This is a genomic window from Streptococcus australis, from assembly GCF_015553625.1.
GTDB classification, from domain to species: domain Bacteria; phylum Bacillota; class Bacilli; order Lactobacillales; family Streptococcaceae; genus Streptococcus; species Streptococcus australis_B.
Genome location: NZ_JADNGY010000001.1, coordinates 147,043 through 166,737 on the forward strand (window position 1 = coordinate 147,043; position 19,695 = coordinate 166,737).

Annotated in this window: 18 protein-coding genes; 9 read left to right on the forward strand and 9 right to left on the reverse strand. The window is 44.7% G+C overall.

The genetic code is table 11. The features are described from left to right. Window positions 1-164 precede the first annotated feature (164 nt). From pflB to I2D56_RS00715, 6 genes are all read left to right on the forward strand, one after another. The gene (gene pflB / locus I2D56_RS00690) at window positions 165-2,480 is read left to right on the forward strand and encodes a formate C-acetyltransferase (protein ID WP_195347754.1); all 2,316 of its coding nucleotides are present in this window, start codon (window positions 165-167) and stop codon (window positions 2,478-2,480) included. Between the two features lie 140 nt (window positions 2,481-2,620). Then, window positions 2,621-3,379, forward strand: coding sequence for a threonine/serine exporter family protein (locus I2D56_RS00695; RefSeq protein WP_023024440.1), 759 nt, complete (start codon window positions 2,621-2,623; stop codon window positions 3,377-3,379). 4 nt (window positions 3,380-3,383) lie between these two features. Beyond that, window positions 3,384-3,851: a threonine/serine exporter family protein gene (locus I2D56_RS00700; RefSeq protein ID WP_195347755.1), complete on the forward strand. Its 468-nt coding sequence runs from the start codon at window positions 3,384-3,386 to the stop codon at window positions 3,849-3,851. A 106-nt stretch (window positions 3,852-3,957) separates the two neighbouring features. After that, on the forward strand, window positions 3,958-4,188 hold the full coding sequence (locus I2D56_RS00705) for a hypothetical protein (RefSeq protein WP_023027278.1): 231 nt from the start codon (window positions 3,958-3,960) through the stop codon (window positions 4,186-4,188). 450 nt (window positions 4,189-4,638) lie between these two features. Next, entirely contained in the window at window positions 4,639-5,817 is a 1,179-nt protein-coding gene (locus tag I2D56_RS00710; RefSeq protein ID WP_154854480.1) for a hydroxymethylglutaryl-CoA synthase, read from the forward strand. After that, the gene (locus tag I2D56_RS00715) at window positions 5,810-7,078 is read left to right on the forward strand and encodes a hydroxymethylglutaryl-CoA reductase, degradative (RefSeq protein WP_154854477.1); all 1,269 of its coding nucleotides are present in this window, start codon (window positions 5,810-5,812) and stop codon (window positions 7,076-7,078) included. Before I2D56_RS00710 ends, I2D56_RS00715 begins: the two co-directional genes overlap by 8 nt. A gap of 46 nt (window positions 7,079-7,124) precedes the next feature. On the opposite strand, the gene fni is transcribed toward I2D56_RS00715, so the two are convergent. From fni to I2D56_RS00750, 7 genes are all read right to left on the reverse strand, one after another. After that, window positions 7,125-8,141, reverse strand: a complete 1,017-nt coding sequence (gene fni, locus I2D56_RS00720; RefSeq protein ID WP_154854474.1) for a type 2 isopentenyl-diphosphate Delta-isomerase — start codon at window positions 8,139-8,141, stop codon at window positions 7,125-7,127. After that, window positions 8,119-9,144, reverse strand: a complete 1,026-nt coding sequence (locus I2D56_RS00725; RefSeq protein WP_048715762.1) for a phosphomevalonate kinase — start codon at window positions 9,142-9,144, stop codon at window positions 8,119-8,121. The genes fni and I2D56_RS00725 overlap by 23 nt, the downstream gene beginning before the upstream one ends. Beyond that, window positions 9,134-10,084 carry a diphosphomevalonate decarboxylase gene (gene mvaD / locus I2D56_RS00730; RefSeq protein ID WP_195347756.1) on the reverse strand — a complete coding sequence of 317 codons (951 nt, stop codon included), beginning with the start codon at window positions 10,082-10,084 and terminating at the stop codon, window positions 9,134-9,136. The genes I2D56_RS00725 and mvaD overlap by 11 nt, the downstream gene beginning before the upstream one ends. Further along, window positions 10,066-10,944, reverse strand: coding sequence for a mevalonate kinase (gene mvk, locus I2D56_RS00735; protein WP_125334968.1), 879 nt, complete (start codon window positions 10,942-10,944; stop codon window positions 10,066-10,068). The genes mvaD and mvk overlap by 19 nt, the downstream gene beginning before the upstream one ends. 119 nt (window positions 10,945-11,063) lie before the next feature. After that, window positions 11,064-12,017: a serine hydrolase domain-containing protein gene (locus tag I2D56_RS00740; RefSeq protein ID WP_023027285.1), complete on the reverse strand. Its 954-nt coding sequence runs from the start codon at window positions 12,015-12,017 to the stop codon at window positions 11,064-11,066. Window positions 12,018-12,052: 35 nt separating this feature from the next. After that, window positions 12,053-12,787 carry a CppA N-terminal domain-containing protein gene (locus I2D56_RS00745; protein WP_023024457.1) on the reverse strand — a complete coding sequence of 245 codons (735 nt, stop codon included), beginning with the start codon at window positions 12,785-12,787 and terminating at the stop codon, window positions 12,053-12,055. Window positions 12,788-12,892: 105 nt separating this feature from the next. Continuing rightward, on the reverse strand, window positions 12,893-14,173 hold the full coding sequence (locus I2D56_RS00750) for a DUF308 domain-containing protein (RefSeq protein ID WP_023024458.1): 1,281 nt from the start codon (window positions 14,171-14,173) through the stop codon (window positions 12,893-12,895). A 101-nt stretch (window positions 14,174-14,274) separates the two neighbouring features. On the opposite strand from I2D56_RS00750, the gene I2D56_RS00755 reads away from it, so the two are divergent. The 3 genes from I2D56_RS00755 (at window position 14,275) to I2D56_RS00765 (ending at window position 17,864) form a co-directional block, all read left to right on the forward strand. Then, a complete protein-coding gene (locus I2D56_RS00755) occupies window positions 14,275-16,554 on the forward strand; it encodes a Xaa-Pro dipeptidyl-peptidase (protein WP_195347757.1) in 2,280 nt (759 codons plus the stop codon). Between the two features lie 112 nt (window positions 16,555-16,666). Next, the gene (locus tag I2D56_RS00760) at window positions 16,667-17,182 is read left to right on the forward strand and encodes a DUF536 domain-containing protein (protein ID WP_048690819.1); all 516 of its coding nucleotides are present in this window, start codon (window positions 16,667-16,669) and stop codon (window positions 17,180-17,182) included. An 88-nt stretch (window positions 17,183-17,270) separates the two neighbouring features. Then, window positions 17,271-17,864 carry a 3'-5' exonuclease gene (locus tag I2D56_RS00765; RefSeq protein WP_129822500.1) on the forward strand — a complete coding sequence of 198 codons (594 nt, stop codon included), beginning with the start codon at window positions 17,271-17,273 and terminating at the stop codon, window positions 17,862-17,864. Window positions 17,865-17,903: 39 nt separating this feature from the next. Here I2D56_RS00765 and I2D56_RS00770 read toward each other — a convergent pair whose 3' ends face one another. Together I2D56_RS00770 and I2D56_RS00775 are read right to left on the reverse strand one after the other, a co-directional pair. Continuing rightward, on the reverse strand, window positions 17,904-18,203 hold the full coding sequence (locus I2D56_RS00770; RefSeq protein ID WP_048690824.1) for a YbaB/EbfC family nucleoid-associated protein: 300 nt from the start codon (window positions 18,201-18,203) through the stop codon (window positions 17,904-17,906). Window positions 18,204-18,343: 140 nt separating this feature from the next. After that, on the reverse strand, window positions 18,344-19,690 hold the full coding sequence (locus I2D56_RS00775; protein ID WP_195347758.1) for an Nramp family divalent metal transporter: 1,347 nt from the start codon (window positions 19,688-19,690) through the stop codon (window positions 18,344-18,346). Between the last annotated feature and the right edge of the window lie 5 nt (window positions 19,691-19,695).

The following is a 19,695-nucleotide window of genomic DNA, read 5'->3' on the forward strand; positions in this document are numbered from 1 at the left end:
CTCAAGACAAAAATATAATACAGTTTATTCATCTGTGCTGTTCTGTATTATAAAAGAATCCAAAATCTTTTTGCTATTCCCTTTGTGAAACCGATTTCTATGTGGTATACTACTATTGTAAGTGCAACAGATTTGTTGCTAGAAAGATATAAGAGGATTTAAACATGGTTGTTAAAACAGTTGTTGAAGCACAAGACATTTTTGACAAAGCCTGGGAAGGCTTCCAAGGGGAAGACTGGAAAGAAAGAGCCAGCGTCTCACGCTTTGTACAAGCTAACTACACTCCTTATGATGGAGACGAAAGCTTCCTAGCTGGACCAACTGAACGTTCTCTTCACATCAAGAAGATTGTTGAAGAAACAAAAGCACACTACGAAGAAACTCGTTTCCCATACGATACTCGTCCAACTTCTATCGCTGATATCGCAGCTGGATACATCGACAAAGAAAACGAAGTGATCTTCGGTATCCAAAACGATGAATTGTTCAAATTGAACTTCATGCCTCGTGGTGGTATCCGTATGGCGGAAACTACTTTGAAAGAAAATGGATATGAGCCAGATCCAGCTGTGCATGAAATCTTCACTAAATATGTAACAACAGTTAACGACGGTATCTTCCGTGCTTATACTACAAACATCCGTCGTGCACGTCACGCTCACACAGTAACTGGTCTTCCAGATGCATACTCACGTGGACGTATCATCGGGGTTTATGCTCGTTTGGCCCTTTACGGAGCTGACTACTTGATGGCTGAAAAAGCAAACGACTGGAATGCGATCACTGAAATCGATGAAGAATCAATCCGTCTTCGTGAAGAAGTAAACCTTCAATACCAAGCACTTCAAGAAGTTGTTAAATTGGGTGACCTTTATGGTGTAGACGTACGTCGTCCTGCCTTCGATACAAAAGAAGCAATCCAATGGACAAACATCGCCTTCATGGCTGTCTGCCGTGTGATCAACGGTGCTGCTACTTCTCTTGGACGTGTGCCAATCGTTTTGGATATCTACGCTGAACGTGACTTGGCTCGTGGTACTTACACTGAGTCTGAAATCCAAGAATTCGTTGACGATTTCGTTATGAAATTGCGTACTGTTAAATTTGCTCGTACAAAAGCATACGACCAATTGTACTCAGGTGACCCAACCTTCATCACAACTTCTATGGCTGGTATGGGTAACGACGGACGTCACCGTGTTACTAAGATGGACTACCGTTTCTTGAACACTTTGGACAACATCGGTAACTCTCCAGAACCAAACTTGACAGTTCTTTGGACTGACAAATTGCCATACAGCTTCCGTCGCTACTGTATGCACATGAGCCACAAACACTCTTCTATCCAATACGAAGGTGTAACTACTATGGCTAAAGACGGATACGGTGAAATGAGCTGTATCTCATGTTGTGTATCTCCACTTGACCCAGAAAACGAAGAACAACGCCACAACATCCAGTACTTCGGTGCTCGTGTAAACGTACTTAAAGCTCTTCTTACTGGTTTGAACGGTGGTTACGACGACGTTCATAAAGACTACAAAGTATTTGACATCGATCCTATCCGTGACGAAGTTCTTGAATTCGAATCTGTTAAAGCAAACTTCGAAAAATCACTTGACTGGTTGACTGACACTTACGTAGATGCTTTGAACATCATCCACTACATGACTGATAAGTACAACTACGAAGCTGTTCAAATGGCCTTCTTGCCAACTCACCAACGCGCTAACATGGGATTCGGTATCTGTGGATTCGCTAACACTGTTGATACTTTGTCAGCAATCAAATACGCTACTGTTAAACCAATCCGTGACGAAGATGGCTACATCTACGATTACGAAACAATCGGTGAATACCCACGTTGGGGTGAAGATGACCCACGTTCTAACGAATTGGCAGAATGGTTGATCGAAGCTTACACTACTCGTCTTCGCAGCCACAAACTTTACAAGAATGCAGAAGCTACAGTTTCACTTTTGACTATCACTTCTAACGTTGCTTACTCTAAACAAACTGGTAACTCACCAGTCCACAAAGGGGTATTCCTCAACGAAGATGGTTCTGTGAACACAAGCAAATTGGAATTCTTCTCACCAGGTGCTAACCCATCTAACAAAGCGAAAGGTGGATGGTTGCAAAACTTGAACTCACTTGCTAGCCTTGACTTTGGTTACGCAGCTGACGGTATCTCATTGACAACTCAAGTATCACCACGTGCTCTTGGTAAAACTCGTGACGAACAAGTAGACAACTTGGTAACTATCCTTGATGGATACTTCGAAAACGGTGGACAACACGTTAACTTGAACGTTATGGACTTGTCAGACGTTTACGAAAAGATCATGAGCGGTGAAGATGTTATCGTACGTATCTCTGGATACTGTGTAAACACTAAATACCTCACTCCAGAACAAAAAACTGAATTGACACAACGTGTCTTCCACGAAGTTCTTTCTATGGACGATGCATTGAGCTAAGATTCAAATAGATTTTTCAAACCAGCCGGAAACGGCTGGTTTTTTCTTGTCCTGTCTTGACTAAATCCGTGGTAACACTAGTACAAATCAGTGAAATTTTGATATAATGGAGACAATCTATTAACAGAACAGGAAGAACAATGGAAGCGTCTAAAGATATGGACCGCGTGATTGACGTCCTCATGTTGGCAGGAACCCTCCTTTTAGAGAGTGGTTCTGAAATCCATCGGGTGGAGGATACCATGATCCGGATTGCTCATTCTCAAGGAATCGATGATTGCAATGCCTTAGCGATGCCAGTCGCTATTTTCTTTTCAATCGAAAATGCCAATATCACGCGGATGAAGCGGATCCTGCGGACCAATTACAATATCGAGAAGGTCTGTGATGTCAATCAGATTTCTCGCCAATTAGTCTCTGGGCACATCAATCTCGAAGAAGCCTACCAAGCCTTGATCCAATTGAAGCAGAAGGCAGTCCCTTATACCAATCTCCAGTTAACCATCGCGGCAACTCTTAGTGCCCCTTTTTTCTCCATTATGTTTGGCGGGAATTTTTATGATGCGATAGGAGCAGGTATTGCGACCGTCTTTGCCTTTGCTTTCTCTCTAGTAGTTGAGAAATACGTGCGCATCCCTTTTGCCACTGCTTTTGCAGCAGCCTTTGTCTTTGGCTTTTTGGCCCATATTTGGTCTCAATATAGTGGTTTTCCTTCCAATACTGATCTCATTATTGCCGGTTGTGTCATGCCTTTCGTTCCTGGGATTGCCATGACCAATGCCGTCAGGGATCTGATGAACAACCACCTCAACTCTGGGATGAGTAAACTCTTTGAGACCCTGCTCATTACTCTTGCCCTTGGTGCCGGAACGACCGTCGCTCTTGTCCTTATGAAATAGAATCATGAATCTAATCGAATTTTTAATCCAAGCGGTGGCTAGTTTGATTGCCATCATCACTTTTTTAATCGTCCTCAACGTGCAACGCTCGATGTTAGTCCCTGGAGGAGTTCTAGGAATGGCTATCTGGTTGCTCTACTATATCTTGAAAGGACCTACCAATGTTATTGTCGCGACGTTTATTGCAGCGATTGTGGGTTCTTGTATCAGTCAAATTTTAAGTATTATCTATAAGACACCTGTCGTTGTCTTTATGCTGGCTATTCTTGCTCCCTTGGTTCCTGGATATATTTCCTATCGGACCACCTCCTTCTTTGTTAGCGGCCAATATCGGCAAGCCATGACCAGCGTAACCTTGGTGGTTATTCTAGCCTTGGTCATCTCTATCGGGATGGCTAGCGGGTCTGTCGTCTTGAAACTCTACCATTCTTATCAACGCCATCAAAAAAGAAAAATAACCAATGCCAACTAGCATTGGTTTTTCAAAACTTATCTATGTAATCGCTTGCATTTTTATTTAAAAGGAGTACAATGATAGTGAAAAAACAAATCCTTTAAAGTATGCGAGGTGCTGTATGATGCTAAACAAGTATATCAAGTATCTTCCTTGGATGATCCTAGGAGCCCTCCCCTCCTATCAATCAGCGACTATCTATGCCCGTAATTCATTTGACTTGTTCTATCTGACCTTGAACTTTCTGATTGTATACATCGCTTTAATCGTCTTCTACGAAAATGTTCTAAGAGACAAATGCAAAGAACTCTTCATACGGGTTATGAGTAACCCTAAGAAAGATAAGCAAGCATAAGAGTTGAAGTGAGTGGGACAGAAATCGGTAATTCGTTAGAATTCGATTTCGTTGTCCCACCTCCGCACAGCTTCAACAGTCTGGGAGACTGTTGAAGGTTGCAGATAAAGGAAACATAGTTTCCGTCAACATAGGGCATCTTTGAAGCTTAAAAAGCGAACAAAGACTTAGGATACTTGATTCGCAAGTTCTATCCGCCACCTCAAAGCAGTGCTTTGAGCACTCGACCACTGCGTCTTGCTCGACAATCCAAAGACAATTGAGAGGCTAGGACTTTTGTCCCAGCCTTTTTTGTTTTTCGTCCTCTTTTTTTCAAAAAATCCCCTTGCCCAACTCGGTCCTAAGAATGATTTCCAGACTGTTCTGGCTTTTTCAAGGGAGTTTTGCTCTCAAATATGGTAAAATAGTAACGAAATATACTAGTAGATATCAAATTAAAAGAGGTTATTTATGACAATCGGTATTGATAAGATTGGATTTGCGACCAGCCAGTATGTCTTGCGCTTAAGTGAGCTAGCGGCTGCTCGAAATACTGATCCAGAAAAACTCAGTAAAGGGCTCTTATTGAAAGAACTGAGTATTGCCCCTATTACAGAGGATATCGTCACACTTGGAGCAAGTGCCAGCCATAGTATTTTAACCGAAGAAGAAAAAGAAGAAATTGATATGGTCATCCTGGCGACCGAGTCAGGAATTGACCAGAGTAAGGCTGCTGCTGTTTTCGTTCACGGTCTCCTAGGAATCCAACCCTTTGCTCGGAGCTTTGAAATGAAGGAAGCCTGCTATGCTGCAACGGCCGCTTTGGACTATGCTAAACTTCATGTTGAAAAGTTCCCACAGAGCAAGGTCTTGGTCATTGCCAGCGATATTGCAAAATATGGGATCGACACCCCTGGAGAACCGACTCAAGGAGCTGGATCTGTCGCTATGCTAGTGACGCAGAACCCACGTATCCTAGCCTTTAATGATGATAATGTAGCTCAGACCCGTGACGTCATGGATTTCTGGCGTCCTAACTATTCCAGCACTCCCTTTGTCAATGGGATTTATTCGACCCAACAGTACTTGGATTGCCTGAAAACAACTTGGACAGAGTATCAAAAACGAACTGGCTTAACCTTGGATGATTTTGCGGCGGTCTGCTTCCACCTTCCTTATCCCAAGCTCGCCCTCAAGGGCTTAAAAAAGATTCTTGACAAGAGTCTTTCTCCTGAGAAACAAGCCCAATTGCAATACAATTTTGAACAATCCATTCTCTACAGCCAAAAGGTTGGGAATATCTATACAGGTTCCCTCTTCCTAGGTTTGCTTTCTCTCTTAGAGAATCAGCCTCAACTAGTGGCTGGCGACCGCATCGCCCTCTATGGATATGGAAGTGGTGCAGTCGCTGAGATTTTTAGTGCTCACTTGGTCGAAGGATATGAGCAAATGCTCCATCCAAATCGTATGGCAGAATTGGATCAGCGAAAAGCTCTTACGATTGCCGAATATGAGAAGATCTTCTTCGAAGAGGCACAATTAGATGCTGAAGGCAATCAAACCTTCCAAGGTTACCAAGATCAAACCTATGCCTTATCAGAAATCAACGAACACCAACGAACCTATGTAAAGGTAGAACAACATGGTTAAATTAACTGGTTTTTCAAAAGCAAGTCCAGCAGAGCGCATCGAGAAACTAGCTCAGGCCGGACTCCTTTCAGAAGAAGGTCTACAAACAGTAAGGGACAATGACACATTGCCCCTTTCTCTTGCCAATGAAATGGTCGAAAATGTCCTCGGCACCTTGGCTTTACCCTTTGCTCTAGCTCCTGGCTTCCAGGTAGATGGTCAGGAAATCCAAGTCCCAATGGTGACGGAAGAACCCTCTGTCATCGCTGCTGCTTCTTACGCTGCTGGACTAATCAAGCGCTCAGGTGGGTTTCAGACCCAGGTTCACAAGCGTCAAATGATCGGTCAAGTAGCTCTTTATGACGTTAGCCATAAAGAAAAGGCCAGTCAGGCGATTGCAGAAGCTAAAGAAGAACTGCTCCAACTGGCCAATCAAGCCTATCCTTCCATCGTTAAACGGGGAGGTGGGGCACGAGATCTCTGGACAGAGGTGAAAGGGGACTTTCTCATTTGCTACCTATCTGTCGATCCAAAAGAGGCCATGGGGGCTAATATGCTCAACACTATGTTGGAAGCCCTGGTCGACCCTTTAGAAGATTTATCCGAGGGGCAAGGATTAATGGCTATTCTATCCAACTTAGCTACAGATGCCCTGGTCACGGCAAGCTGTCACATAGACTACCGCTTCCTCAGTCGCGATCCCAAAGAAGCTGCCGAAATCGCTCAGAAAATAGCTCTGGCCAGTCAATTAGCGGCTGTTGATCCTTATAGAGCAGCGACTCACAACAAGGGAATTTTCAATGGCATCGATGCTGTCGTCTTGGCAACTGGGAATGATTGGCGGGCGATTGAAGCAGGTGGCCATACCTATGCTAGTCGATCTGGACAAGCTCAAGGACTATCTAATTGGATAGCTCATCCAGATCAGCAAGTCCTAGAAGGCCAGCTGACCCTTCCCATGCCCATTGCTACCAAGGGAGGCTCCATCGGACTCAATCCAAGTGTCCAAGTGGCTCATGACCTGCTTGGAAATCCCGACGCCCAAACTCTTGCACGGATCATTGTAGCTGTCGGCCTGGCTCAAAACTTTGCAGCGCTTAAGGCCTTGGTCAGCACCGGTATTCAGCATGGGCATATGAAACTCCAAGCTAAGTCCCTTGCCCTACTTGCTGGCGCTAGTCCATCAGAGGTAGCTCCGGTGGTCCAAGCCCTGTTAGAAGACAAACCCTTTAACCTGGAAAAAGCTCAAGCTATTTTAGAGAACATTCGTCAAAGCAATTAAAAAATCCTTCCGTGCAAACGGAGGGATTTTTGTTAGTTTCTTCAAGTTAATCATGGATGGAGAGGATTTGTTCATATCCTTCTTTTACACGACCATAAAGAAGATAGGGAACCTTTCTCAAATCGGCAAGTGTCTGACAAGAAAGAGCACACATAATCAGGCGTAAATCCTCTTTCCAAGCATTGACTTGGGCGATGACCTCTTCAATCGGCTTTGTCTCTACCAATTCTAAAATGGTCCGAGAAAGACCGACCCCCTTGGCTCCTAGAACCAGTGCCTTGATCATATCCAAAGGATGACGAACGCCACCAGAGGCGAGAACCTCGACCTGATCCATCAGTGGTTGAGCCCCAAGCAGGGCTTGGACTGTTGTTTGTCCCCAGTCATTGAGATAGGAACGATTGCCTCCCCGACGGTTTTCGATATAGGCAAAACTGGTTCCACCTCTACCAGAAATATCAACGGTCCTGACACCTAGTTCGATGGCTCTTTGGATAGTTCCGGCATCCATACCAAAACCGACCTCTTTTAGCACCAACGGCACTGGTAATTGCTTTGCATAGTCTGCTAAATGGTCTTGCCAGTTTCTAAAGCTTCGTTCCCCTTCGGGCATGAGAAGCTCCTGCATGAGGTTGACATGGAGTTGGAGAAAGAGAGGCTGGGTCTCCTCAATCGTCTGTAAGCCCAGTTCAAGCGGTTTGTCAATCCCGATATTGGTCGCAAAGAGAAGGTCCGGATAAAGGTCCTTAACTCGATAGGAGCTGTCCTGGGGATCTTTTAAAGCTGCACTATAGGAACCCGTCACAAAGAGAATGCCACAGGCTTCTGCCACCTGGGCTAATTTTCGATTGATTTCTCCTGCCTTGGCACTACCACCTGTCATGGCATTGATATAAAAAGGGTAGTCCCAATCACGACCCGCAAAATGGGTCTTCAAATCCACCTCATCTAAATCGATAGTTGGTAAAGAGGAATGAATCAACTCAACCTCATCAAAGCTATTGTAACCTGGAGTTTGCTCCAAGGCCAAACGAATATGTTCATCCTTTCGGTTGGTCGTCATACTCTCCCATCCTTTCTGCATATAATAAATCAATCCCTGCTTCTTGCCAGCGTCTGACGATTTCTTGGGCAGCAGCCTCCTCAAATGCGAGGGCGATCCCACAATCTCCTCCTCCAGCGCCACTAGATTTTGCAATGGCCTCCAGTCCCTCTTCTGCCCTCTTTAATTGGGCCAATTTTTTGGTATAAATCACCTCATTGAGAGATCCAAGTAAGTCACTCGCCCGACTGATAGAAGACCAGGCCAAGTCTCGGTCTGCCTCTTGAAAGGCCACTAAGAGGTCTTGTACAGCCTGCTCCGTCCTCTCTAAGAAGACCGAATCAATAGCTGAACGAACCTGGTTAATCAAGTCTCTTGAAATAGCGGGTTCCTGGGTCCAGCCTACTAAAAAAGTATAGGACAACTGAGGGGCCAGAGGCTGGATTTCATATCTCCAATCCAGGGCTAAGATCTGGTCCAGACCCTGATCTTGTAATTGCTCAGCCAGTTCCCGTCTATCAAAAGAGCGGTAGCTAACCAAGCCTTCATAGGCAATACAAGCTAGGTCTCCCATAGAGCCATTGTCTCCACGTCGAATCAAAACCAAACAGGCCAAACGAAAGAGCAAGTCTGCTGACAGGGGAAAATCATAAAGAGCTGCCATGGCTTTGAGGGTCAACAAGACCACACTGCCACTAGAGCCAATCCCGAATTTCTTGCCCTCTCGCTCAAATTTCCCCTCAATACTTAAATCAAAGGGAGCAAGTGCCACTCCTTGTAACTGGAGGTAGGCGTTCATCAGATGCACGGTTTCTTGGATCAGGGCATAGTCCGCCTGCGGAGTCAAATCAACTGCAAAGGAAAACATGTCTGACTGAATCCTATAAGTAGATGACGGTTGGATATCTGCCTGCATGTAAATGGGAATAAACTGAATAATGGCTGTTTGTCCTGGGGTTAGGATAGAATATTCCCCAGCGATATACAGCTTCCCACCTGCTCGAACTTGTTTCTTATTCTTCATGGGATAGATCCTTGGTCTTGGAAACAATAATACGGTAGTCTTGTTCAAAAAGTGGAACCAACTCTTCCAGATCCTCTTCTAGACAGAGGACTTTTACATTCGGACCTGCATCCATGGTGAAGTAGCACCGTTTCCCTTCCTCTCGAAGAGAGCGCACGAAATCCATGGCCTCGTAGCTTTTTTCCGTCAAATAGGAGAAGGCTGGGCTAGCAGTCTTGGTTGTAGAATGCATGAGAAGAGCATTTCGTTCGGTCAATTCCCCTACTTTTTCAAAGTCATTGTCCTTTAGGTAAGTCAGCATATCTTGGTAATCCTGGGCTGACTGGCGAATCCATTCTTGGAAATTGCTAGAGGTTTCAGTGCACCGCTTCATCCCTTCCCGACTAGAAAGAATTTTTTGTTGGTCGTTTAACACTAGCATGATCATAGCCAGTTTGAGGTCCGTTTCCACCTGGTAAATTTCCCCAGTATCCTTGTCCCAAGCAGCTAAGGGGCCAAAGAAGGAACGAGAAGACGAACCGGAGGCAAACTTAGCCGCTTGAGCTTGTTCTGCCTGCGTCATTCCCAGTTGGTAATAGCGATTGCAGGCTTTTACCAAGGCAGATAAGCCACTGGAACTAGAAGAAAGTCCTGCAGCTGTCGGCATATTGTTGCTGGTATCAACCCGCACAAAGCCTGTCTCCCCTTCTGGTTTAAAACGGTCGATGACTGCTCCAATCTTGGCCTGCTCCGCTTCATTCTGGAAGACCCCATCAATAAAGAAGGCATGGGACTTGGCTTCAGGCCCCAAAGGACTAAGTCGAGTCTCCGTATACATATTTTCCAAGGTCAAGGAAATGGAACTAGTTGATGGCACCATTGCTTCACTGTTTTCCTTGCCCCAATACTTAATAATGGCGATATTGGCATACGATTTCACGCTTACAGGTTTTCGATCCATAACTCCTCCACTCCTTTATTTCTTAGTTCTTTTGCGATCATCTCTGCTTGTTCCTGGTCTGCAGCAAGGGCAATGATACAGCCACCGAGCCCACCACCACTCATCTTGGCTCCCAAGGCTCCACTCCCTAAGGCTAGTTCCACCAATTGATCCGCTTCTGGACAACTCACTCCCACTGCTTGCAAATGATGATGGCAGTCTGTTAAGATGCGTCCCAAGGTGAAAGCATCTTTTTGAGCAAGAGCTTTTTCTGCGTACTCAGTTAGAAGTCCAATTTCATGGAAACTAGCGAGGGCTGCTGTTCCCAACTCCTTGACCTTCTGAATGGCTTCTTTGGTATGGCCATGGATACCTGTATCTGCAATGACCAGCTTGGCACCCAAATTAACCTCTAATTCACTGAAGCCGACATTTCGAATGAATTTAATCGGCTGATCGCTGAGACAGGTCTTGGCATCCAGCCCACTTGGATTCACATGGGCAATCATTTCCGCTCGATTAACCAAGATTTCCAAAGTCTCTTGACTCAAATCTCGCCCAAAGTAATCAAAGACTGCTCGAATTGCCGCAATACTGACAGCAGCCGAGGACCCCATCCCCCGCTGGGACGGAATCATGGAGTCAATCCGGCAAGCGATAGCCGCCTCCTCAATCCCCAAATGCTCTAAAGAAGCGTAAACGGCCATAGATAAGCTATCATTCTCAAAAAGGACCCACGGACGCTCCGCAGGTACAATCTGACAAGTGACCTGAATGTTAAGGAGGGGCAAGGCAATGGCTGGATAGCCATAAACAACCGCATGCTCTCCTATTAAAATAATCTTGCTATGTGCTTGTCCGACACCTATCGATCTAGTCATATGTCTCTCAGTTATCTTCGTTCTTTCTGCTATAGATTGCTTAATACAATCCTCTCTCCTTCCATTTTAATATAAAAAAAGAAAAAAAGCGATGGCTAAACCACGCTTCTTTCTCCGTCTTAGGAAGGATTTTTTCCGGTTCCTTCCATTTCTCTTTTGATGAGCTCCATGAGTTGATTCCGATCCAGGATCCATTGGGCCCGCTCATCTTTTTCATAGGTCCGATTGGATAGGAAAATAGCTGCCAATTGGAGCTTGCGATTATAGAGAAGGAAGGTTCCTGTATAACCTGTATGGTCCAACCAGTCTCCTTCCAGATTCCAGGCCAGAGAGCGCATCTTCCCTTTTTCTAAAGCATAGTTCTGCGATAAAATCTCTGCAAAAGGATCCTGTAAGTAATGCTCCAGGAAAATTTCCATATCTCTAATGGTCGAAAACAGACCTGCACTTCCGGCATGGACTCCCAGTACACGCGCTTTCGGATCATGGACGACACCAGCTGGAACGCCACGAAGGGTTGGCACCGCTTGAGAAACCGGGCCAAAAGTAGTCTCCTTCATTTGCCAAGGTGCAAAGACTTGCTCCTGAAAAATCTGGGCCAAATCCTGACCATACCACTTCTCCAGAAGAAAGCCCAACAAAAGAAAATTGACATCTGTATAGTGGAACTGGCGATTGTCCTTGAGCTTCAAACGGTGCAGGGCTTCTTTTAAGCCCTCAGCATCCAAGTCATCTCGTCTAGGGATGAAAGGATCCAGCCCAGAAGTATGGGTTAAAAGCTGACGGATGGTCACCTCTGCCTGCTCCATATCCGGATAGTGAGAAGCTAAGGGACGATCGATATCAATTTGCCCTTGTCGGACCAGAAAAGCAAGAACCGTTCCAACTCCGACGACCTTACTCACACTGGCTAAATCATAGGTCAAGCCAGGAATAACTGGCTCTTGCTTGTCTGGATCAGCTAGTCCCAAGTAATACTCCTGCCAGCTTCCTTTCTGATAGAGCGCAAGAGAGGCACCTGGGTAGATGCCTGCTCCTATTTGCTCTTGAATTTTTTGGATGATTTTTTCCATTTTTCTTCACTCATTTCAATCAGCCAAAGACTTGCTTAGGCTTCGAACCACCATTCAATCTTGCTTGGATCCTCAACCAAGACAAATTGTTGCCTTTTTGGTACAAAAGTCACCTGATCTCCAAAGCAAGAGGCCACTTCACTTGCTACAAATGGCTCTAGAATGACCTTGACCTGACAAAGGTCCCAAGTCTGTCCATTAGCTAGTGTGAGGTCCGGACCATCTGATGCTTCTAAGTCTAAATACTCTTCTAAGCCAGGTAGTTGTTGATAGAAAGCTGTAGAAGTCTCTACATTAGGTACACGAAGAACTATCTTTTCTACGAAAAACTCCGTCAAGGTTGTAAACTCTTCATTCGCTTGAAAATCTGGAACTTCCTCAATTTCAGTTAAACTGTCCACTTGCTCTTCCGCATGGAGCAAGATACGATCTCCTTCTGGCGAAAGAGCTTCAAAGGCATAGCCATTTTCCCCTCTGAAGAGGCGATCAACTTGATGACCACGAGCCAGAAGCCACTCAATTTCTTGCGGGTTGGTCACGCGAATCTTTAAGCAAGCCAAGCGTTTTGGTCCCTCAACCTTACGGGTTCTCATACTAGGGGATTCCTCTAAATAGAGGCGGTCTGTCTTCGATTGATCTCCAAGGGATAATAAAGCCCCATCTTCCAACAGGGTTTTCATTCCTAAGACCTTTTCAAAAAATTCTTGATTGACATTTCGATTGTTTGTTTTTAATACGGGTGAAATACTACTAATCTTATTTATGCACATAATTCCTCCAAGTCTTTTATATTTTAAAAGATTTTCTTTTTTTTTACAAGAAATCTTGTGCAAAAAAGACAGATTTCTCAAAATTTTGAATCTGTCTTTCTTTACTTAATATACTGTTCGTGTATGGACCCGCCCGTTTGGAGCTTCAAATTCGTATTCTAAGTAATCCTGATAGGTCCCTGGTGCAATCACTCCACGCACATCTAATACAGCCGTTCCCGCCTGTCCCACAATGGAATCTGCTAACAGGCAGCAATTCGTAGACAGAACAAAGTAAGATTTAAAACGCGAAGAAGTAAATTTATATAGCTCAGCCCCTAAATCATATTTCAATTTGTAAGCGTAGGTCGGCTGACCGTCTTCCAGTAACCTACTAGGTGGATCCCAAGGTTCTAACAACTGATCAATTTCAGCTAGACGCTTCTCTACTGCCTGATTCTCTTCTTCGGTAAGGGATAGGCTGTAGCCAAACAGCGTCTTTTGACTCTCTTTTTTACATAGTTCGATGTATGGTTCCTTATCCACTTTAAACAGTACGCCATCCCCAATCGTCCCAAATAGACGCTCTGAAAAGGGATCGTAACTTCCGTAAGAAATGACCTTCCCCTGATAACAAATATCTACATGCCCAATCGCTCCAAATAAGTTGCTGTCAGAAGTATGAACCAAAATTTCTAATTCCCTTGCCTCTTCTTCTTTTTTCACCAATCGATAAGGGCCTGTGTGTCCCGCCGAGCTCCCTTTTTGAAGAAACTGGTTAAACCGTTTTAACTCCTTAGCAGGGATAAAGGCTGCAAAGATAACCGGTAGGCTAATACGAAAGCGACGTTTTAACTCTTGGCCTTGTTGGTCTTTGTCAAATAAAATACCATCTCGAATATTAGAAATCCCCAACAAGACCAGATAAGCCCCCAAGAGGATAAATTGGAAGTGCCCATCTGAACCAGGTTCCAAGACAGTTGCTAGACCAATCCCACCGTTTAAAAGCGCATCCCATAAATAGAGCCAGCCTCCTTTTACCCGATTGGCCTTATAAAGCCAAAATGTGATCCCATAGACAATGGCACTCCCCAACTGATATGCCCCTAAACAAATCACAACTAAGTTTACGGGCAGACTACTCAGTCGATTCAACCAGATCAACGCAAGTGAAAGAAAAATAAACCAAATAGAGTGGCTATAGGAAATAGACTTGCTACGTAACAAAAAGCGAAGAAGAAAGCTTCCTAGTCCATCAACTAAAAAGTAAATGGCTAATAGATCCAAGGAAAATTTTGTGAAACCAACACCGTTTCGAAAAATGAGGATCCCAAAAATGACGGCAAGAACCCCAAACAATAAAGTCCGTCTTCTTGCAACTTCTTCAACAGATAATTTTCTCACCATGACACCCTCCTTCAGAGATCAAAGGTCTTTAGACAAATACTATTTTATCACGTATAATATAAGAAGTAAAGAAACAGTGAAGCTGATAAAAGGAGCATCCTATGAAATTCAATCAATATAGCTATCTACCAGTCGACCAAGCAGACATTCTAAAGGAACTGAAAGAAATCGGGTTTGACCTTCCCCTTCATCTTACAGAGAAAGAACTGTTTGAATGGTTTGTTCGCAAGGTTTATTTCACCTACAAAAATACAGATTATCCTCTCTCTAACCTAGTGGCGGATGCTGAAACAGATCTCCTGAGCTATTTCCAATCTGACCGCGAATGGTCTCCAAATATTTTCTACACAGTGGCCCTCCAATTGCTCGGTTTCCGCTATTTTATTGACTTTGAAAATACGGACAGCTTCTTAAAAGAAGTCCAAATTCCGATTGAGTATGGAAACTTGGTTGAGAACCTCTATCACCTCCTCAATACTCGAACAGTCAAAGGGAATTTACTCATTGAACAGTTGGTCAGTGATGGCTTGATCCCTGAAGACAATCGCTACCACTTTTTCAACGGAAAAAGTCTAGCTACCTTTAACTGCCATGATGTGATTCGTGAGGTGGTCTATGTGGAAAGTCGGATTGATAGCGACCAAGATGGCCTTCCAGATTTGATCAAGGTCAATATTATTCGCCCTCGCTATGAAGGAAAAATTCCAGCCGTCATGACTGCCAGCCCTTATCACCAAGGAACCAATGACAAGGCCAGTGACAAGGCTCTCTATAATATGAATGTGGACCTGGAGAAAAAAGAAGCAAGAAGCATCCAAGTCAGTCAACCCACGCTCGAAACCGTTGACCCAGTTGGAGAAGCCCGACTGGTCTCTGAGGCTGAAGAAACCCTCACTCATATCAACAGCAGTTATACTCTCAATGACTACCTTCTCGCCCGTGGCTTCGCCAATCTCTACGTCTCCGGTCTAGGGACCAAGGACTCTCAAGGCTTGATGACCAATGGAGATTACCGTCAAATCGAGGCCTATAAAAATGTTATCGACTGGCTCAACGGCCGTTGCCGGGCCTTTACAGACCACAGTCGCCAACGCCAAGTCAAGGCCGATTGGTCTAACGGCAAAGTTGCTACGACGGGCTTGTCCTACCTAGGGACCATGTCCAATGGACTGGCTACCACCGGTGTCGATGGCCTAGAAGTTATCATCGCAGAAGCCGGTATCTCTTCTTGGTACAACTACTATCGGGAAAACGGACTCGTGACGAGTCCTGGCGGCTATCCTGGAGAGGATTTTGATTCACTCGCTGAGTTGACCTATTCACGCGCCCTTCGGGCTGGAGACTATCTCCGCCACCATGCAGCCCATCTAGCGGATTTGGAACGGCTTAAAGAGCAAATAGATCGCAAAACAGGGGACTACAACCAATTCTGGCATGACCGCAACTATCTCCTTCAGGCAGACAAAGTCAAGGCAGAGGTCGTCTTCACCCATGGTTCCCAAGACTGGAACGTGAAGCCCCTCCATGTATACCAAATGTTCCAAGCCCTTCCAGCCAACATCAAGAAACACCTCTTCTATCACAATGGGGCCCATGTCTATCTCAACAACTGGCAGTCCATTGACTTCCGTGAGAGTATGAATGCCCTCCTCTCTAAAAAATTACTGGGCTATGATTCAAGCTATGAATTGCCAACCGTCATCTGGCAGGACAATACAGGAGAGCAAAGTTGGACTTCCTTGGAAGACTTTGGCAATCAAACAGCCCAGCGGACCTTCCCACTGGGAGATGGTGAGAAAGTCATCCAAAACCGCTATGCGACAGAAGATTATGAGCGCTATGGTAGGACCTATCCAACTTTCTTAACCGACCTCTACCAGGATAAGGCCCAACAAGTGACCATCGATCTTCCGATCGAAGAAGACCTACACCTCAACGGAAAAGCTCACCTTCACCTGCGGCTCCAATCTAGCACAAACAAAGGCTTGCTCTCAGCCCAACTCATGGAGCTAGGAAGCAAGAAATACCTCCAACCCTATCCAGCTGTCTTATCCGTCCGCACCCTTGATAACGGTCGCTACCATATGCTAGACAATTTGACCGAGTTGCCCTTCAAGGAAGCTAGCCAACGGGTGATTACAAAGGGTTATCTCAACCTTCAAAACCGTCTTGATCTCTTACAAGTCGAATCTGTAAACCCTGGGGAATGGATGGAATTCGACTTTGAACTCCAACCAACCATCTACAAACTGGAGAAAGGGACCACTCTTCGTCTCGTCCTTTATACAACCGACTTCGAGATCACTGTCCGCGACCAAACGGACTACCAACTCACCATTGATCTAGCCAACTCCAGCTTAACCCTTCCTGAGATGGATTAAGGAATTTCATGCTTTTTCCTTGTCGTCCCTTCCCTTGCTTGATTTGACAGCCTTGCCTACTTATGATAATATCTAAGAGAGTATTTCATAGAAAAAGAGTTTAGAGGATATTATGGCTATCGAAAAAACAGTCAGTGAAATTGCTGAAATTCTAGGAGTTAGTCGCCAAGCGGTCAATAACCGTGTCAAGGCCCTAGATCCTGAAGATACAGAAAAAAATGATAAGGGAGTTACCGTCGTAACCCGTAGTGGCTTGATTAAGCTAGAAGAAATCTACAAAAAGACCATCTTTGAAGACGAGCCCGTCAGCGATGATGTGAAACAGCGTGAATTGATGGAAATTTTGGTAGATGAAAAAAATGCCGAAATCGTCCGTCTCTACGAACAACTAAAAGCAAAAGACGACCAGCTAAAATCCAAAGATGAGCAATTAGCTAAAAAGGATGAGCAGTTGCGTGTCAAAGATGTTCAGATCGCTGAAAAAGATAAACAGCTCGACCAACAACAACAGCTAACCCTTCAGGCTATGAATGACCGCGAAACATTGAAATTGGAATTAGATCAAGCCAATGAAAAGGTTCAAGAACAAGAGAGTAAAGGCTTCTGGAGACGCGTCTTTGGTCGCTAAAAACTGACTTCGGTCAGTTTTTTCTATGCCTTTGCCTCCCCTCAATAATTAGAAAATCCAAAAACACCCATTAGATGAAGGAGTTCCCTTGAAAGAATTAAGCCACTATGTCTCCTTTGATTTAGAATTTAATCAATTTGAAGGAAAGTACCACATTATCCAAGTTTCTGCTGTCCGCTTTGCAGATGGCCAAGAAGTTGCCCACTATGATTCCTATGCCTATACGGATAAACCACTGAAGAGCTTTATCAATGGCCTCACCGGGATAACATCTGATAAAATCCTCCAAGCTCCCCCACTCGAGCAAGTCCTAGCGGAGTTCCAAGATTTTGTTGCAGATAGTCCCCTCATTGGATACAATGCCATCAAGAGTGACCTCCCTATCCTAGCGGAAAATGGGCTAGAGTTCACAGACCAATATGCTGTTGATGTCTTTGAAGAAGCTTCTAAACGCCGCCCTTCTGACCTCCATGGGATCAAAAACTTGCAGCTCCATACAGTTGCTCAGTTTTTAGGGGTAGCTGGAAAATCGCATGATAGTTTAGAAGATGCCCGGATGACTGCCCTTGTCTATGAAGCCTTTCTCGAATCAGACCGGGCCCGGCAACTCCTAACCGAACAAGAATCCTTTTCTACCTCTCCTTTTGGTGGATTGGACCTCTCCAATTTTTTTAACGACTAAAAAAACCTCTATCATCTGATAGAGGTTTTCTCTGTATGCTTAGAATGGTAATTTACCAGCAAAAGCTCCCAATTTTTTCTTGGTTGCTGCATCAATTTCTTCGATGGCTGCATTGATAGCTTGAACAGTCATATCAGAAAGAGTTTCTGTATCTTCTGGGTCCACGACTGCCGGGTTAAATTCGATGGATACCACCTTCTTATCACCTGTCAAGGTAGCGACGACCAAGTCCTGAGCAGACTTACCAACAAATTGAGAAGCCGCCAATTCTGCCTGACTTTGTTCCATTTGTTTCTGAAGCTTTTGTGCTTGCTTCATCATATTTTGCATATTCATCATAAGATTTTCGATATTCCTTTCGTATCAAGGGGTTAGGCCCTCTTGTTTAGTTTTTACTGCCCACTTCTGCCCATTTTCTAGCTAGATGGGAACTTCCCTTCTATTATAGCATGTTTTCCTCTTCCGACAAAGCTGATTTTTTATTTAAAGAGCGTCGTCACAATGAGTTGGACGTTTAACAGAGTCAGAAGAGTAGCGACTCCGTAAGCTAAGTAGGTATTCCATTTTGCATTGACAAATTCTCCCATGATTTTTTTATTGGAGGTAAAGTAAACCAAGGGAAAAATTGAAAATGGTAGAGCCAGAGACAAGAAGACTTGAGAATAGACCAGCAAATCATCTAGAACACTTTCCTGGTCTCCAAAGAGAAAGGCGACAATCAGGACAGGAGTGAGGGCCAGCATCCGTGTAAAGAGACGGACAAGCCATTGAGGAAGGCGGAATTTAAGAAAACCTTCCATGACAATTTGACCTGTTAGAGTTCCTGTAATTGTTGAATTCTGACCACTTGCTAACAAAGCAACAGCAAAGAGGGTGGACAGAAAAGGACTTGCAATAGCTCCTGCAATGGCATTGTTTTGCAAGGCATCATACATGCTAGAGAAGGCTCCAATTTCTTCTGCGTGTCCAAAAAAGAGGGCCGCTCCGAGAATCAGCAAGAGAGAGTTGACAACAAAAGCCAGGGTTAATTCAATATTGGAGTCCCAGGTCATGAAACGCACAGCCCGACGAACATCTGCAGGATCCTCATAATCGACCTTGCGTGTCTGTGAAATGGAGGAATGCAAATAGAGATTATGGGGCATGACGGTTGCACCAATAATTCCCAAGGCCAGCGTCAAGACTTGTGATCCCTTAGGAAGACCGATACCTACAATTTCTTTCTGAGGAAGAAAGCCAGCAAAAATGCCACCTATATCTGGTTTTGATAGGACCACAAGGTAGATAAAAATCCCCAGAATGGTCAAAATCAAGGTGGAGACAATAGCCTCAATCTTACGAAAACCTAAGTGCATGAGTCCAAGGAGGAGGAAGACATCCAGGATGGTGACCAAAATAGAAAAGAGCAAGGGCCATCCGAACAGCAAATGGAGTGCAATCCCGGAACCAATGACTTCTGCTAAATCTGTCGCCATCAAGGCTAATTCAATCACTATCCAAAGAATATAGCGGAGCCACTTGGGCAAATGTGTCGCAGTTGTCTGGGCCAAATCTTTCCGATGGACAATCCCTAGTTTCCCAGCCATCTGTTGCAATTGCATGGCAATCAAGGAAGACAAGAGAACCACCGACAAGAGCAAGTAGCGATAGTGAGCCCCTCCAACAACGCTGGTGATCCAGTTCCCAGGATCCATGTAGCCCACTGCTACTAGGCTCCCCGGACCTGAAAACAATAACAAGGTCTTCCAAAAAGAAGTTCCCTTGGGAACCTTGACGGATTGATTGATTTCTTGGAGCGATTTCCGCTCTAACTGTTCTAAACTCATGATAC

Coding starts and splice junctions, on each gene's coding strand:
- I2D56_RS00775 (WP_195347758.1), bottom strand. CDS start 19,690: ATGAGTTTAGAACAGTTAGAGCGGAAATCGCTCCAAGAAATCAATCAA.
- fni (WP_154854474.1), bottom strand. CDS start 8,141: ATGACGACCAACCGAAAGGATGAACATATTCGTTTGGCCTTGGAGCAA.
- I2D56_RS00770 (WP_048690824.1), bottom strand. CDS start 18,203: ATGATGAATATGCAAAATATGATGAAGCAAGCACAAAAGCTTCAGAAA.
- I2D56_RS00755 (WP_195347757.1), top strand. CDS start 14,275: ATGAAATTCAATCAATATAGCTATCTACCAGTCGACCAAGCAGACATT.
- I2D56_RS00715 (WP_154854477.1), top strand. CDS start 5,810: ATGGTTAAATTAACTGGTTTTTCAAAAGCAAGTCCAGCAGAGCGCATC.
- I2D56_RS00695 (WP_023024440.1), top strand. CDS start 2,621: ATGGAAGCGTCTAAAGATATGGACCGCGTGATTGACGTCCTCATGTTG.
- I2D56_RS00750 (WP_023024458.1), bottom strand. CDS start 14,173: ATGGTGAGAAAATTATCTGTTGAAGAAGTTGCAAGAAGACGGACTTTA.
- I2D56_RS00700 (WP_195347755.1), top strand. CDS start 3,384: ATGAATCTAATCGAATTTTTAATCCAAGCGGTGGCTAGTTTGATTGCC.
- I2D56_RS00745 (WP_023024457.1), bottom strand. CDS start 12,787: ATGTGCATAAATAAGATTAGTAGTATTTCACCCGTATTAAAAACAAAC.
- I2D56_RS00740 (WP_023027285.1), bottom strand. CDS start 12,017: ATGGAAAAAATCATCCAAAAAATTCAAGAGCAAATAGGAGCAGGCATC.
- I2D56_RS00710 (WP_154854480.1), top strand. CDS start 4,639: ATGACAATCGGTATTGATAAGATTGGATTTGCGACCAGCCAGTATGTC.
- I2D56_RS00725 (WP_048715762.1), bottom strand. CDS start 9,144: ATGAAGAATAAGAAACAAGTTCGAGCAGGTGGGAAGCTGTATATCGCT.
- mvaD (WP_195347756.1), bottom strand. CDS start 10,084: ATGGATCGAAAACCTGTAAGCGTGAAATCGTATGCCAATATCGCCATT.
- I2D56_RS00705 (WP_023027278.1), top strand. CDS start 3,958: ATGCTAAACAAGTATATCAAGTATCTTCCTTGGATGATCCTAGGAGCC.
- pflB (WP_195347754.1), top strand. CDS start 165: ATGGTTGTTAAAACAGTTGTTGAAGCACAAGACATTTTTGACAAAGCC.
- I2D56_RS00760 (WP_048690819.1), top strand. CDS start 16,667: ATGGCTATCGAAAAAACAGTCAGTGAAATTGCTGAAATTCTAGGAGTT.
- mvk (WP_125334968.1), bottom strand. CDS start 10,944: ATGACTAGATCGATAGGTGTCGGACAAGCACATAGCAAGATTATTTTA.